This is a genomic window from Frankia sp. CcWB2 (assembly GCF_977927585.1).
Genome location: NZ_CDWRCM010000085.1, coordinates 1 through 14,686 on the forward strand (window position 1 = coordinate 1; position 14,686 = coordinate 14,686).

The window sequence follows — 14,686 nt, forward strand, 5'->3', positions numbered from 1 at the left end:
GAGCATCACCTTGCCAAGGTGAGGGTCGCGGGTTCGAATCCCGTCGTCCGCTCGGGAGCAGAGAGGCTTGAGGTCCGTCCCCAGCGGCCTCCCACGGCGGAGTGGCCGAGTGGTTTAGGCAAGGGCCTGCAAAGCCCTGTACGCGGGTTCGATTCCCGCCTCCGCCTCTGATCCTTTCGCGGGCGATTAGCTCAGTGGGAGAGCGCTACCTTGACACGGTAGAGGTCACTGGTTCAATCCCAGTATCGCCCACCGCGAGACACATTCTCGCCCTCCTATGAGGGCCATCCGTCACGGATGGCCCTCTGCGTGTGCGACGGCCGGTGGGCGCTGGGCGCCCGGAAATCCGACAAGGGGCCCCGGCCGCCGTCACGCCCATCACCGGACGAAGCCGGGTCAGCCCGGGCCGGGCGAGGACGCCTCGTCCCCCAGCAGGAACAACGTGATCCCGTCCGCGAGGCCCGCCGCCGCCCGGGCCCGCCAGGCCGGGTCGGCAAGCTCGGCCGCATCGGTGCGGTTGCGCATGTTGCCGCACTCCAGGAAGATCTTCGGCACCCGCGAGAGGTTGAGCCCACCGAGATCGGAGCGGATCGTCATACCATCCTCGCCCAGGTAGTCCACCAATGGCTGCCCGGTGGCCCGGCCGAAGGCGGATCGCACCATCGCCGCGAGACGCGCCGACGGGGCGAGGATCGGTGCGTTGGCCCGGTCCGGGCTGAGCGCGGGCGCGATGACATGAAAGCCGCGTCCGTCCGCCGGTCCCCCGTCGGCATGTATCGACACCACCGCGCCGGCCGAGACCCGGTTGCCGATGCGGGCCCGCTCGTCGATGCACGGGCCCACCCCGGAGTCGTTGTCGCGCGTCAGGATCACACTCGCGCCCCGGGAGCGCAGAATGGCCGCCGCCCGCCCCGCGACGTCGAAGGTGAAGGCGTGCTCCGGGTAACCGCTGTCGGTCTCGGCGCCGACGGTGTCGCATTCCTTGTCGAAACCGCCGGCCGGGACCCGCCGGTTGATCGACGCCGCGGCGGCGCCGTTTCCTCCGTTGTGCCCGGGGTCGAGGACGACCTTCCGGCCGGACAGGGCGGTTGGTGAGGTCCCGTCCACGCCGGGCCGGGCCGGGCCGGGTGCGCCCGGCCCCGCGGGCCCGCCCCCCACGAGATGCAGAGCCACCCCGGCGACCAGGGCCACGACGACCAGGGTCACGCCGGCCGCACCGACGAGCCGAAGCAGGATCGATGGTCTGATCCGTGCCGGCATTCGGTGTCTCCCGCCTACGGAGGGGGCCCGTCCCCGCCGAAGTGACCGTACGCGGTCGGCTGCGCGGCGCGCGTACGGGGGGCCGCCCGGGCCCGGCCGTCAGCCGGCGACGAAGTCGATCAGTCGTTCCACCGCGCCGAGCAGGCCCACCTCAAGGTCGGTGTAGCTGTCCACCGAGGCCAGGACCCGGCGCCACATCTGCGCCGGGTCCTCCACACCGAGGGCCTGACAGACCCCTTCCTTCCAGGGCTGGCCGCGGGGAATCTCGGGCCAGCGGGGAATGCCGACCGACGCCGGCTTCACCGCCTGCCAGATGTCGATGTAGGGATGACCGGTCACCAGGACGTGGTCACCGGCAACGGAGGCGGCGATCCGGCTCTCCTTCGACCCCGGGACGAGATGGTCCACCAACACGCCGAGCCGGCGGCCGGGCCCCGGGCGGAACCCCGCGACCACCGACGGCAGGTCGTCGACCCCGTCCAAGCTCTCCACCACCACCCCCTCGATGCGCAGGTCGTCGCCCCAGACCCGCTCGACCAAGGCGGCGTCGTGCAGACCCTCCACGTAGATACGGCTCGCCCGCGCGACCCTGGCCCGGCGGCGGGGCACCGCGACGGACCCGGACGCGGTGCGCGCCGCGGGGGCCGGGGTCCCGCGGCGGGGACGCACGAGGGTCACCCGCGCGCCCTCGATCAGGAAGACGCCGGGTTCCAGGGGGAAGACCCTCCGGATGCCGTGACGGTCCTCCAGCGTCACCCCACCGTTCTCGCTGCCCACCACGGCCCCGCAGAACCCGGTAGCCACGTCCTCGACCACGAGGTCACGCTCGAGCTCGACCTCCGGCGGACGCGCCTGGCGCGGACGGGCGGGGGGAGCCAGGACGTCCGGCCCGTAGTCTCGGCTACGCATCCTGCGAACCTAAGCCGACGCACCATCATGATCAGGGATATCGACGCGGGCGTGTCGAGATGCGACAGTGTGGTCATACCGAACGGACGGGTACACCGGGACAGAACAGACTGGTACACCGGGAGAGGTGGGTACACCGCGACGCGAGGGCGGAGCGCGACGGAGGGGACACGACGATGAGTCAGCGTTACGGGCCGGGGACCGCTCTGCTGATCGTGGACGTGCAGAACGACTTCGCCGATCCGGCCGGCAGCCTCTACGTGGCCGGTGGTGAGCAGATCATCGCCGGGATCAATGCGGAGATCGCCGCGGCGGTGACCGCCGGCTCCCCGGTCTTCTACAGCCAGGACTGGCACCCGCACGAGACCCCGCACTTCGTCACCGGCGGCGGGATCTGGCCGCCGCACTGCGTCGGGGATACCCCCGGCGCCCAGTTCCATCCCGACCTGATCGTCAAGGGTGAGGTGATCCGCAAGGGGGTCGACGGCAGCGACGGCTACTCGGCCTTCTCGGTGCGTGACCCGGCATCGGGGAGGCGAGCCACAACGGTGCTCGGTGAACGGCTGGCGCAGTTGGGCGTGTCGACGGTGGTGGTCGTCGGGCTGGCCGGCGACTACTGCGTCCAGGAGAGCGCGCTGGACGCTCGGCTGCGGGGCCTGAAGGTGCTGCTGCCGCTCGACCTCACCAGGTTCGTCAACCTGCGTCCGGGCGACGAGGAGCGAGCCGTGGCGCGCATGCGGGACGCCGGCGTTCTGGTCGGGTGAGGAGCCGGGCCGGGCCAGACGAGCCCGAACCGCCGGTAGCGGTCGAGCCCGAACTGATCGTGGAGCTGTCATCGGCAGCTGTCATCGGCGGTGGAGACTGATCGAGAGCCGATCAGACCACGCGGTCGGTCAGGCCGCGCAGTCCCGGCAGATCATCCGTCGCTCGTCCACGAGCTGGCTGCGGTGATGCACCAGGTAGCACTGCGTGCAGGTGAACTCGTCGGCCTGACGCGGCAGCACACGGACGTTCAGTTCCTCGCCAGACAAGTCGGCGCCGGGCAGGCCGAGCTCGGTTTCGAACGGGTCAACGTCGTCACCGAGATCAGCCGCCGCGTCCGCCCGCCGAGCTTTGAGGGCCTCGAGGCTCTGCTCCGAGGCGTCCTCGATGTCAGCTGTACGAGGGGTGTCGTAATCGGTGGCCACTGAAGTAACTCCCAGAGAAGTTGTGCGTAGTCGTGCGCAACCCACAACGCACGACCGCCGGGGTATGTGCCCGTCAGACCCGCGCTACCCCGATGTGGGCTTCACCACACCCTCGACCCCCAGACGCCCCGGAGAATCCCCCGATCTTGACCGACGACGCTGCCGCCCTGATCTTCCGCAGCCCAGGAGCCTCGTCCACCCCGCCGGCCCGCCCGGCCGACGTCCAGCAGCTCTCCCGCGGCAGCCGGTCGGCACTGCCGGTACCCGGTCACCTGGCTGCCCCACCCGGCTACCCGGTCCGGCGCAGCCAGGTGATCGGGGCGCCGTGGGCGCCCCGGCGCAGTGGTTCGAGCACGTCGTCCCAGGCGGTTCCGAGCAGCCGGTGCAGGCCCCGGGAGAGCGCCTCCCGGGCCTCCCCCCGTTCCAGCAGAGCCCGCAGCGCCGCCTCCCCCACGACAACGTCCCCGTTCGCGGCGATCGCGGCGCGGTGCAGCCCCAGATCGGGGGTGTAGGAGTACCGCTCGGCGTCACACCCCGGTGAGGGTCCCTCGACGGTCTCGAACGTGACGTGCCCGAGCCGGCGCAGCGCGCCAGCCACCCGCCCCGCGGTACCAGGCGACGCCCGCCACTCCAGCCCGGCGAAGAGGAATCCGGGCATACCGGGCTGCGCCGTCCAGGTCAACGACAGTGGCGACGACAGAACGCCGGACACGGCGAACTCCAGGTGCGGGCACAGCGCCGGCGGACAGGCGAGAACCGCCAGCTTGCCCGGCACGGCGAAGGACGACGAGCCGGATGACAGCTCACGAGCTGTCGGGGACATTGCGACCACGCGGGACCTCCGTCGACGAGGAACGCCTTCCCCTGCGCCCGTCGACCCGCCCCCGTTTGGCTGGGTGAATCGTCCCATGGTCCGGCTCAGCGGACTAGCCCTACCTCCTCCTGAAGTATCACTAAATGGCGGGAAGTTTTGTCCGCACCAACCATTGGTGACGGGCTCGGAATGGGCCGATCGGGCAGGTCACCCGAGGAGGCGGGTCGCCCAAGGAGACAGGTCACCCGAAAAGATCAGGCGACGACAGCCGGCGGCCGACGGGCCGACGGGCGCAGGACCGATGAGCCGCCGGGCCGGGAGACCCGGGGTTACGAACCGGCCGACGGAGGTCCCGCGGACGGGCCCTCGGCGGGCGCGGGACGGGCCCCGACAGTCTTGTCCGCCTGGTCCGCACCGCCGAACAGGCCACCGAGGCCACCGAGGGCGGTGGTCAGCTCGCTGGGCACGATCCACAACTTGCTCGCCTGCCCCTGGGCGATCCGCGGCAACGTCTGCAGGTACTGGTAGGCTAGCAGTTTCTGGTCCGCGTTACCCTCGTGGATCGCTCGGAAGACGGTGTCGATCGCCTGAGCCTCGCCCTGGGCGGTGAGGATCTGCGCCTCCCGCTCCCCCTCGGCCCGCAGGATCGCGGCCTGCTTCTCCCCCTCGGCCCGCAGGATCTCGCTCTGCTTGACGCCTTCCGCGGTCAGGATCGCGGCCCGGCGGTCCCGCTCGGCCCGCATCTGCTTCTCCATCGAGTCCTGGATGGACTTCGGCGGATCGATGGCCTTGAGCTCCACCCGGTTAACCCGGATTCCCCACCTTCCGGTGGCCTCGTCGAGCACGCCGCGCAGCTGCCCGTTGATCTGGTCCCGCGAGGTGAGGGTCGCCTCCAGGTTCATCCCACCGATCACGTTGCGCAGCGTGGTGACGGTCAGCTGCTCGATCGCCCGGATCACGTCCGCGATCTCGTAGGTCGCCGCCCGTGGGTCAGTGACCTGGAAGTAGATCACCGTGTCGATCCCGACCACCAGGTTGTCCTCGGTGATCACCGGCTGCGGCGGGAAGCTGACCACCTGCTCCCGGAGGTCGATGCGGTCACGGACCCGGTCGACAACTGGGACCAGGATCGCGAGGCCCGGCGTCAGCGTGCGGTGATACCGGCCCAGCCGTTCGATGACCATCGCGCGCGCCTGCGGCACGATGCGCACCGCCCGGACCAGAAAAATCAGTAGGACCGCCGCGATCACCGCGGCGGCGATCACTCCTGCCATGGCGTACCTCTCACTTTCAGCCCCCTCGATGCCGACCGTCCCGATGTCGGCGCTGTCACATCCACTGGCATCGCCGGGGGCGCCGGGGCCCCGGTCGTCAGAGCTCGAAACTGTGGACGATGGCAGTGGCACCATCGATGCGCAGCACCCGCGCCTCGCTGCCGGCCTCGAGCACGGTGGTGGTGGGGTAGGACCGGGCCGACCAGATCTCTCCCTTGACCTTCACGCGACCCCCGTCGCCGTCGACCCGCTCCACCACCATCGCGCGCTCTCCGACGAGCGCGTCGGTACCCGTGAGCAGGGGCGGCGTACGTTGCAGCTGACGCTTCGCCACCGGGCGCAGTCCCAGCCCGAATCCACCCGCCGCGACCACGAAGGCGACGATCTGCCAGACCAGATCGACGCCGAGCAGCGCGACACCGGCCCCAATGAGCGCGGCCAGCGCGAACATCGCCAGCGTCAGGTCCAGCGTCAGCAGTTCGCCGACGACCAAGGCGCCGGCGATGACGATCCAGATCGTCCCGTCGGACATGACTCCATGATAGACTGCCTAGTTCAGTGGGCGATCAAAGGATCTTCAAAGATCGCAGGCGCCGCAAACCAGGAATGAAGTGACCTCGGCCCGCGAATACCGTTCGGCCCGTAGGCTTCGGTCGTATGTCACAGGTATGGCCCGGCAGCCCCTATCCCCTGGGCGCTACGTACGACGGATCGGGCACGAATTTCGCGATCTTCTCCGAGGTCGCCGACCGGGTCCAGCTGTGCCTGTTCGACGACGCGGGCAACGAGGAGCGGATCGACCTGCGGGAACGGGACGCCTTCGTCTGGCACGCCTACCTTCCCACCGTGGGACCGGGCCAGCGCTACGGCTATCGGGTCCACGGGTCCTACGACCCCGCCCGAGGGCTGCGCTGCAACCCCACCAAGCTCCTCCTCGACCCGTACGCGAAGGCGGTCGACGGGGAGGTCGCCTGGGACCAGGCGGTGTTCCCCTACACCTTCGGCGACCCCGACAGCGTCAACGACGCCGACTCCGGCCCCCACATGATGAAGTCGGTGGTAATCAGCCCGTTCTTCGACTGGAACGGGGACCGCCCGCCACGCCGGCCCTACAACGAGTCGGTGATCTACGAGGCGCATGTCCAGGGGCTGACCAAGAACCATCCCGGCCTGCCGGAGGAGTACCGCGGGACCTACGCGGGAGTCGCCCACCCGGTGATGATCGACTATTATCGCAAGCTCGGCGTGACCGCGATCGAGCTGCTGCCGGTGCACCAGTTCGTCCATGACGAGCATCTGGTCAGCCGCGGGCTGCGCAGCTACTGGGGCTACAACTCCATCGCGTTCCTGGCGCCGCACAGCGGCTACTCCGCCTCCGGCGGCCACGGCCGCCAGGTGCAGGAGTTCAAGGGAATGGTCAAGAACCTGCACGAGGCCGGGATCGAGGTGATCCTCGACGTCGTCTACAACCACACCGCCGAGGGCAACCACATGGGTCCGATGCTGTGCTTCCGCGGCATCGACAACAGCGCCTACTACCGGCTCGTGGACAACCGACCCCAGTACTACATGGACTACACGGGCACCGGCAACAGCCTGCGGGTACGACACCCGCACGTGCTACAACTGATCATGGACTCGCTGCGTTACTGGGTTACCGACATGCACGTCGACGGGTTCCGGTTCGATCTCGCGGCGACCCTGGCCCGGGAGTTCTACGACGTCGACCGGCTGTCATCGTTCTTCGACCTCGTCCAGCAGGATCCGGTGGTCTCCCAGGTCAAGCTGATCGCGGAACCGTGGGACCTCGGCGAGGGCGGTTACCAGGTGGGGAACTTCCCCCCGCTGTGGACCGAGTGGAATGGTAAGTACCGCGACACCGTCCGCGACTTCTGGCGCGGGCAGGACCACGGGATCGCCGAGTTCGCCTCCCGGCTGACCGGATCGAGCGACCTGTACGAGAACAGCGGGCGCCAGCCGTGGGCGTCGATCAACTTCATCACCGCGCACGACGGGTTCACCCTGCACGACCTGGTCTCCTACAACGAAAAACACAACGAGGCCAACGGCGAGGACAACCGGGACGGTTCCGACGACAACCGGTCGTGGAACTGCGGAGTCGAAGGGCCCACCGACGACCCGACCGTCCTGTCCCTGCGCGCCGCGCAGACCCGTAACCTGCTGACGACGCTGTTGCTGTCCCAGGGGGTGCCGATGCTGGTCGCCGGAGACGAGATGGGACGCACCCAACAGGGCAACAACAACGCGTACTGCCAGGACAACCCGATCTCCTGGCTGGATTGGTCGGACGCCGAGCGCAACGCCGACCTGATCGAGTTCACCGGCCTGCTGTCAAGACTGCGCCATGATCATCCGATCTTCCGCCGCCGCCGGTTCTTCCAGGGCAAGTCGCTGCGCGGGCAGGGCGGCACGATGCACGGCGCGGCCGAGGCGGCCACCGGCGGGCAGGCGGGCGGCCAGGACGCGGACGGCAGCGGCGGGCGCTCCGGCGACGACCCCGCCGTCAAGGACGACCCCGCCGTCAAGGACATCGCCTGGCTTCGCCCGGACGGCACGGAGATGTCCGACAGCGACTGGGAGTCCGGGACGGCGCGATCACTCGGCGTCTACCTCAACGGTGAGGGGATACCGGACCCCGACGCGCTGGGCCAGGCCATCATCGACGACTCGTTCCTGCTGTTCTTCAACGCCCACCACGAACCGGTCGGGTTCCAGACGCCGGCGACCAGTTTCGGCAGTTCGTGGGAGATCGTCGTCGACACCCGCCCGTCGACGGCCGAGGTCGACGCCCGGCTCAGCGACACCGCGCTGCTCCACTCGGCCCTCGATCCCGCGAGCATGGGAAGGGCCGTGAAGGCCGGCGATCCCATCGAACTCGACGCCCGCTCGACCGTCGTGCTGCGCCGTGTCAGCTGACCCGGCGCATCCCGGCGGGGGGTACGGCGCCGACCGGATGGTACCGACCGCCACCTACCGGCTCCAGCTCAACCTGGACTTCTCGCTCACCGACGCGGCGGTCGTCGTCCCCTACCTGGCCACGCTCGGCGTCTCCCACCTGTACCTCTCGCCCGTGCTGGAGGCCGCGCCCGGCTCGGCCCACGGCTACGACGTCGTCGAGCACGGGCAGATCAATCCCGAGCTGGGGGGGACCGGCGGGCTGCGCCGGCTCGTCGCCGCGTGCCGCAAGGCGGGACTCGGCCTGATCGTCGACGTCGTCCCCAACCACATGGCGATCGCCCCGGAAACGACGAACGCGGCCTGGTGGTCGGTGCTGCGCGAGGGACCCGAATCCCCCTACGCCAGCTGGTTCGACATCGACTGGGCCTCCCCCGACAACCCCGGCCGGGTGCTGGTGCCGATCCTGGGCGCCGGGCTCGCCGACTGCCTGGCGGCCGGGGAGATCTCCGTCGAACAGGACGAGGACGGCGAGTGGGTCGTCGTCTACTACGACCACGTGCTGCCCGTCGCCGCGGGCACCGCCGACCCCGACGACGTCGCCGCGACCCTCGACGCGCAGTTCTACCGGCTGTGCTGGTGGCGGGTCGCCGCGACCGAGCTGAACTACCGGCGGTTCTTCGATATCACGACCCTGGCGGCGCTGCGCCAGGAGGACCCGGACGTGTTCGCCGCCACGCACCGGCTTCTCATCGAACAGATCCGCGCGGGGACCTTCGACGGGCTGCGCATCGACCATCCGGATGGGCTCGCAGACCCGGAGGACTACCTGCGCCGGCTGTCGGAGGCCACCGGCGGGGTGTGGACCGTCGTCGAGAAGATCCTGGAGGATGACGAGGCGCTGCCGGACACCTGGGCCTGCGACGGCACCACCGGCTACGAGGGGATCGGCCGGCTGACCCGGCTGTTTCTCGACCCGATGGCGGGTCATCCCCTCGCGGTGCTCTACGGCGAGATCACCCACGCGGACCCCGACTACGAGGCCGAGGCGCGGGCCGCCAAGCTCGACGTCCTCGCGGGCGTGCTCCAGCCCGAGGTGGACCGGCTGACGAGCCTCGCGCTCGGGGAGGCCCGGGAGGCCCGGGCCGACCTCACCCGAACCGGTCTGCACGAGGCGATGTGCGAGGTCCTCGCCGCCTTCGACGTCTACCGGGCCTACCTCCGCCCGGACGGCACGCCGAGCCTGGAGGCCCGCGGGCATGTGGTCCGCGCCTGCGAGCAGGCCCGGTCCCACCTGCCGGGCCGGGCGACCGAGGTCGACCTCATCGAGGACCTGGCGCTGGGCGGACCGGCCGAGTTCGTCGTCCGGTTCCAGCAGACCTGCGGGCCGGTGATGGCCAAGGGCATCGAGGACACCGCCTTCTACCGGTATGCCCGGCTGCTGGCGCTGAACGAGGTCGGCGGCAACCCCGGCCGCTTCCCGGCGTTCACGACCGGGCACCCGCGCAGCGCCGTCACCGAGTTCCACGAGGCGAACCTGTCGGTCCAGCGAAACTGGCCACTGACGATGACCACCCTGTCGACGCACGACACCAAGCGGTCGGAGGATGTGCGGGCCCGGCTCGCGGTGCTGTCCGAGGATCCCCGCGGCTGGGCCGAGGTGGCCGGCCGGCTCGTGCGGCTCGGGGAACGCCACCGCGACACCGAGCAGGGCTGGCCCGACCGGGTCACCGTCTACTTCCTGCTGCAGACCCTGGTCGGCGCCTGGCCGCTGCCCGCCGACCGGGCCACGCAGTACATGCTCAAGGCCGTCCGGGAGGCGAAGACCCACACGAGCTGGACCGACCAGGACCCCGGCTACGAGGCGGCCCTGACGAACTACATCGAGTCGGTGCTGGAGGACGACGAGTTCGTCGGCATCCTGGAGCGGTATGTCGCCACGCTGGTGGAGCTGGGCCGGCAGAACTCGCTGGCCCAGAAGCTGCTCCAGCTGACCATGCCCGGGATAGCGGACGTCTACCAGGGCCAGGAGCTGTGGGATCTCTCCCTCGTCGATCCGGACAACCGGCGGGCGGTCAACTACGGTGATCGCACCAAGCTGCTCGCCGAGATCGGTGTGGAGTCGACCGCCGAGACCGGTGCGCCGCGTCGCCCGCCGACCCTCGACGACTCCGGCGCGGCGAAGCTGCTCGTCGTCGCCCGGGCGCTACGGACCCGCCGCGACCATCCCGAATGGTTCGGGGCGGACGCGATCTACCGGCCGCTGTGGGCCTCCGGCTCGGCCGCGGAGAACGTCGTCGCCTTCAGCCGGTCCGAGTCCGTCGTCACCGTGGTGCCCCGCCTCGTCCTCGGCCTGCGCCGCGGCGGCGGCTGGCGGGACACCACCATCCCCCTACCCGAGGGACGCTGGACGGACGTGCTCACCGGCCGCAAACACGACGGCGGCACCGCCTACGTGCTCCGGCTGCTACGCGACTTCCCGGTAAGCCTGCTCGTCCGCGCGTAGCACGCGACGGCCGGCCCCTGCCAACATCTGGTGGCCCGAGGCCCGCAACAATCAACCTGTTGCAATCCCTCGTAGGGATCATGAGGACCGCCCGGGTATAAACACGCAGGTCCAGCGGCGTGTCGCCGGGGTGCGGCGGGGGTCGTTCTGCAGCGAACCTCCGGTCTAACATCATCAAAACGAGATCATGACACAAATGGTGACAGTTGATCAATCTGACAGGCATGAGCGGAGTCACAGGATGTCGCTGGGTGCCGCCCATCCCGCTCCGATGCTCTCGCGGACGGCATCCGCGCCCGGCGGCAAGGTGTAGACCAGGACGTGATCATAGGAGTGATCAATAACCCCCTCGATCCGTCGGCGGAAGCGCAGGAGTTGCGCTGGGCTGAGGTTGCCCTCGAAGACGCTGCGCTGGACGTGATGCAGGTACTGCCGGCAGATCGTAAGCAGCTTGCTGTTGCGTTCCGCGGCCGTGTCGTAGACCACGATCACGAACACCGCGTCACCACCAGATCCGGAACGGCTGGTAGAGCTGCCCCTCCAGGCAGGTCCGCGTCAGCTTGAGTGCCTCGAGGTACATCAGTTCGTCAAACGACGGCCTGCCTCGGACAGGCTGGCGTTGCCCACCTCCGCCTCGAAATGGTCCGGAGTGAGTTGCTCCCGTGCAGCCAACCGAAGCAGCAGCCGCTCCGCGAACAACGGCTTGAGGACCTCGGCCAGGTCCAGGGCGAGGGAGTGCCGATGGCGCTCCATCGAGCTGTGAAGAAAGGCGATGCCGCTGTGCAGCGGGGTGAGCCTGATGGCGGTCAGTGCCCGGGCGTAGATGATCCCGTTCACGTAGCTGATGAAGGCATTCCCCGCGTTCGCGGGCGGGCGGCGGCTGCGCCCGTCGAGGCGTAGCCAGTCAGGCAGTTTTGTGTCGATGATCGACCAGGCGGTTCGACGGAAGTTCCCCTCCGCCGCCATGAGCTGCGCAGTCGTCCCTGCAAGATCGACCCCGGCCTCCAGGCTGTCCAGCGGGCGGCGTAACGCGGACCTGTCGACGACCCGCCGCACGTTGAACGCCGTCGCTCGGACGAGGTCCGCGGCTATGGTTATCGCCACCTCGGGAGTGGAGGCCGCCCTGGCCTGGGCGAGAACCGTCTGACCGGAGACGTGCGCCTCGGCCGGTAGGACGGATCCGGCATAGTCACCGTAGTAGCTGAGCAGGTGCACGCCGATGTCGTGCTGGTTCAGCAGGGTGAGTACGGCAGTGTTGATGTCCACCGGAGCACACGCGACGATGTCCCGCACATCGGTGACGGGGACGTGCACTCTCGTCCCGTCCTCGCGCTCGATCGCGAGGGTGGATTCCTTCCGCCGGATCCGGCAGGGAGACGTGAGCCAGTAGGTTCTGGCGGCTTCGGGCACAGGATCAGTCCGTCCAGCAGTAGTCGAAGAAGCTGCATCCCGTACAGCGAGAAAGATCAAGACGGTCGGGTGCAACGGGTTGCGCGACGACAGCGAGCACGTCGTCGATGTCGGCCAGCGCCGCTGCCCGCCGGCTCTCATCGAACGGCAGCCGCACCGTGCGCCGGGTCGGCCGGTAGTGCAACACGGCGCCACGCGCCTCGACACCCACCGCGACGAGCCGGTGGCAGTAATGGACAGCCTGCGCCTCGTCGGCCGCGGTGGGACGCCGCGACGACTTGACCTCGTGGACCCATAGATCGCCGTCGAGATGGTCGAGCTTCGCCGCGCCGAGATCCACTGGCTGGAACCGTGCGTAGGCGGTGTCGTGGACCGCTTCCCCCAGCAGCACCCGGGCGCTGAGATGCTCCGGCCGCACGCCACGTGAGTACAGCCATAGCTGACGGCGGCAATGATGCAGGTACTTGATGTGGACGCCACCCACGTCCTCGGCCTCCATCAGATCAGCTCGCCGAGTTGGTAGGTGATCGTCGTCCGGCGCTGCGGCCGAATGGCGGTCAGCCCGAGCGTGTCGCTGTACTCGCCGTCGACGACCAGCACATCAAGGTCGCGATCCCATCGGCCGAGGCCCCGCGCATACGACGGCAGCGGGATGAGCAGATCCGCGGCGAGCAGCCGGCCACGCCCACGGGTCTGCCCGCCCTTCAGCCGGGCGGCGTATTCGTCCCGGTCCTGGAGAAGGACCCCTTCAACTCCGTCGAACAGCGTGTCAAACGTCTCCGCCAGCAAGGAGCGGTCCAAGAACGGGCTGTCCCAGGCGAGAAAAGTGGTGGCCCATTCCCTGCGATAACCCCGAACCTCCTCGGCCCACTCCTGCCCCCATTCCGAGTCGTAGATGCCGTCGAGCCAGGTGACCAGCGCCGCCTCGCTGATCTCCTCACCTCGATGGGCGTCGAGCACCGCCCAGGCCGCCTCCGTCGGCTGCTGCGGGTAGACGCCATCGGCATATAGATCGTTGCCCCCGCGCTGGTGTGACCGCATCTCGGGCCGGCATACGAAAACGTCGGCTGGGGGACGGGCACCAGTCCGGTTCACCCGGCCGAATCGTTGCGCCAGCGCATCCAAGGGAGCACCCGAGGTGAACAGGACCTCGAAGTCGACATCCAGGGAGACCTCCACGACCTGCGTGGCGACGACCAGCCCCGGCCGCTGGTCCGCCGGCTGGGCATCGGCGCGGAATCGACCGTACACCGCGTTTTCGATCGCCGCCCGGTCGACCCGCCGGAACCGGGAATGCAGCAGCCAGGCGGCGGGCGCGCCGTCCTCTTCCCCCGCCGGTTCCCCTGCCGGCGCCGCCTTCGCGGACGCCTTCACCGGCGCGTGCTCGGCCAGTTCCTCATACAGCGTCTGGGCGTCGGCGATGTTGTTCGCGACGACCAACACGGACTGGTTCGCGGCCAGCCGTTCTCGGATGAGCGCGATCGTTCGCGGGTCGGTGAGGTGGCCTTCCACCGGGTGGAGGCGGTGCCGATGAGGAGCCGACCGGTAGTCGGCTTCGACGACCGTGAGCGTGCCGGGCGCGTCGGCCGACGCCGAACTTCCCGCCGAGCCTCCCGGATGACCGGCCTGCCGATAATTCGACGGGACGAGACTTTCCCGGACCAGCCTTACCAGCGCGTTCGGTGCGGTCGCGGACAGCACCGCGACGCGTCCGCCCAGCTCCGCCCAGAAACCGGCGGTCGCCAGAATGTATCCGAGCCGCTTCGGGTCGTAGGCGTGCAGCTCGTCGAGGATGAACACTGAGTTGGCGCTGTCGAGCAGGACGCTGGCGTGCACCGCGCCGGCGAGCACCCCGCGTAGCAGTTGGTACGGCGTTCCGACCCGGACCAGCTCCCGGAACAGCCGGGTGGCTTCGGCGCGGGCCAACGCCTTCCCGGCCGCGCGATCCCGGACCGCCACCTCGCTCGCGCCAGCTGCCGGCGTCTCGTCATCTCCGCAGAGCGATCGGGCCAGGTGGTAGGAGGCTGCCCGGGAGTGGCTGACCCCGACCGCTGCCGCGCCATCATGATCCCGCAGGTCCCGGTCCGCGAGGCGGTCCGTCATCGCATTGATCGACGCAAGGTAGGGCAGCGTGTAAAACAGCCGCGGCACCCCGCCGCCACGGGCCACGATGTCCTCGACCTGGGCCGCCGCCCAGAGCAGCCCGCCTTCGGTCTTGCCGCTGCCCGTCCAGGCCCGCAGCAGTAGATGCCCCCGCACCCGGCCGGCTGCCGCCTGATGCGCCCGGATCTTCTGGCCCTTCTCGGCCAGCCGGACCGTCAGCCTGGCTGGGTAGCCGGCGTCGAACGGCTGGTGGGTGCGCAGCGAGCCATGCCCGCTGGAGAGATGGTCGGCCATGGTGACCGCACCC

12 protein-coding genes, 2 tRNA genes and 1 pseudogene are annotated in these 14,686 nt (G+C 69.6%); 5 read left to right on the plus strand and 10 right to left on the minus strand.

All coding sequences use genetic code 11. The annotated features are described in order from the left end of the window. Positions 1-95 precede the first annotated feature (95 nt). Positions 96-167: transfer RNA gene (locus tag ACY45C_RS11010), tRNA-Cys, on the plus strand. A 13-nt stretch (positions 168-180) separates the two neighbouring features. Beyond that, positions 181-252, plus strand: a tRNA-Val gene (locus ACY45C_RS11015). Between the two features lie 144 nt (positions 253-396). Here the strand turns inward: ACY45C_RS11015 and ACY45C_RS11020 are convergent. Then, positions 397-1,260, minus strand: coding sequence for an N-acetylmuramoyl-L-alanine amidase (locus ACY45C_RS11020; RefSeq protein WP_462187524.1), 864 nt, complete (start codon positions 1,258-1,260; stop codon positions 397-399). A 99-nt stretch (positions 1,261-1,359) separates the two neighbouring features. After that, positions 1,360-2,169 carry a DUF3097 domain-containing protein gene (locus ACY45C_RS11025; protein ID WP_462187525.1) on the minus strand — a complete coding sequence of 270 codons (810 nt, stop codon included), beginning with the start codon at positions 2,167-2,169 and terminating at the stop codon, positions 1,360-1,362. Between the two features lie 176 nt (positions 2,170-2,345). On the opposite strand from ACY45C_RS11025, the gene ACY45C_RS11030 reads away from it, so the two are divergent. Then, positions 2,346-2,933, plus strand: a complete 588-nt coding sequence (locus ACY45C_RS11030; RefSeq protein ID WP_462187526.1) for an isochorismatase family protein — start codon at positions 2,346-2,348, stop codon at positions 2,931-2,933. A gap of 129 nt (positions 2,934-3,062) precedes the next feature. Here the strand turns inward: ACY45C_RS11030 and ACY45C_RS11035 are convergent, their stop codons facing one another. The 4 genes from ACY45C_RS11035 to ACY45C_RS11050 all read right to left on the minus strand — a co-directional run bounded on the left by ACY45C_RS11035 (position 3,063) and on the right by ACY45C_RS11050 (position 5,976). Next, entirely contained in the window at positions 3,063-3,356 is a 294-nt protein-coding gene (locus ACY45C_RS11035; RefSeq protein WP_011435797.1) for a DUF4193 domain-containing protein, read from the minus strand. A gap of 289 nt (positions 3,357-3,645) precedes the next feature. Beyond that, positions 3,646-4,179 (minus strand): DUF3145 domain-containing protein, encoded by a 534-nt coding sequence (locus ACY45C_RS11040; RefSeq protein ID WP_462187536.1) that lies wholly within the window; start codon positions 4,177-4,179, stop codon positions 3,646-3,648. A gap of 320 nt (positions 4,180-4,499) precedes the next feature. Further along, positions 4,500-5,444, minus strand: a complete 945-nt coding sequence (locus ACY45C_RS11045; protein WP_462187527.1) for an SPFH domain-containing protein — start codon at positions 5,442-5,444, stop codon at positions 4,500-4,502. A gap of 97 nt (positions 5,445-5,541) precedes the next feature. Next, positions 5,542-5,976: an NfeD family protein gene (locus ACY45C_RS11050; protein WP_462187528.1), complete on the minus strand. Its 435-nt coding sequence runs from the start codon at positions 5,974-5,976 to the stop codon at positions 5,542-5,544. 125 nt (positions 5,977-6,101) lie between these two features. Here ACY45C_RS11050 and glgX point away from each other — a divergent pair, with 125 nt between their 5' ends. Continuing rightward, on the plus strand, positions 6,102-8,381 hold the full coding sequence (gene glgX, locus ACY45C_RS11055; RefSeq protein ID WP_462187529.1) for a glycogen debranching protein GlgX: 2,280 nt from the start codon (positions 6,102-6,104) through the stop codon (positions 8,379-8,381). A gap of 37 nt (positions 8,382-8,418) precedes the next feature. Continuing rightward, on the plus strand, positions 8,419-10,866 hold the full coding sequence (gene treY, locus ACY45C_RS11060; protein WP_462187537.1) for a malto-oligosyltrehalose synthase: 2,448 nt from the start codon (positions 8,419-8,421) through the stop codon (positions 10,864-10,866). Between the two features lie 234 nt (positions 10,867-11,100). On the opposite strand, the gene cas2 is transcribed toward treY, so the two are convergent. The 4 genes and pseudogenes from cas2 to cas3 form a co-directional block, all read right to left on the minus strand. Then, the gene (gene cas2, locus ACY45C_RS11065; RefSeq protein ID WP_462187530.1) at positions 11,101-11,364 is read right to left on the minus strand and encodes a CRISPR-associated endonuclease Cas2; all 264 of its coding nucleotides are present in this window, start codon (positions 11,362-11,364) and stop codon (positions 11,101-11,103) included. Positions 11,365-11,368: 4 nt separating this feature from the next. Beyond that, positions 11,369-12,276 (minus strand): annotated as a pseudogene (gene cas1 / locus ACY45C_RS11070) (CRISPR-associated endonuclease Cas1). A gap of 4 nt (positions 12,277-12,280) precedes the next feature. Further along, a complete protein-coding gene (locus ACY45C_RS11075) occupies positions 12,281-12,775 on the minus strand; it encodes a CRISPR-associated protein Cas4 (RefSeq protein ID WP_462187531.1) in 495 nt (164 codons plus the stop codon). Further along, a partial coding sequence (cas3, locus tag ACY45C_RS11080; RefSeq protein WP_462187532.1) for a CRISPR-associated helicase Cas3' occupies positions 12,775-14,686 on the minus strand: 1,912 nt, incomplete at its 5' end. The genes ACY45C_RS11075 and cas3, both read right to left, overlap by 1 nt.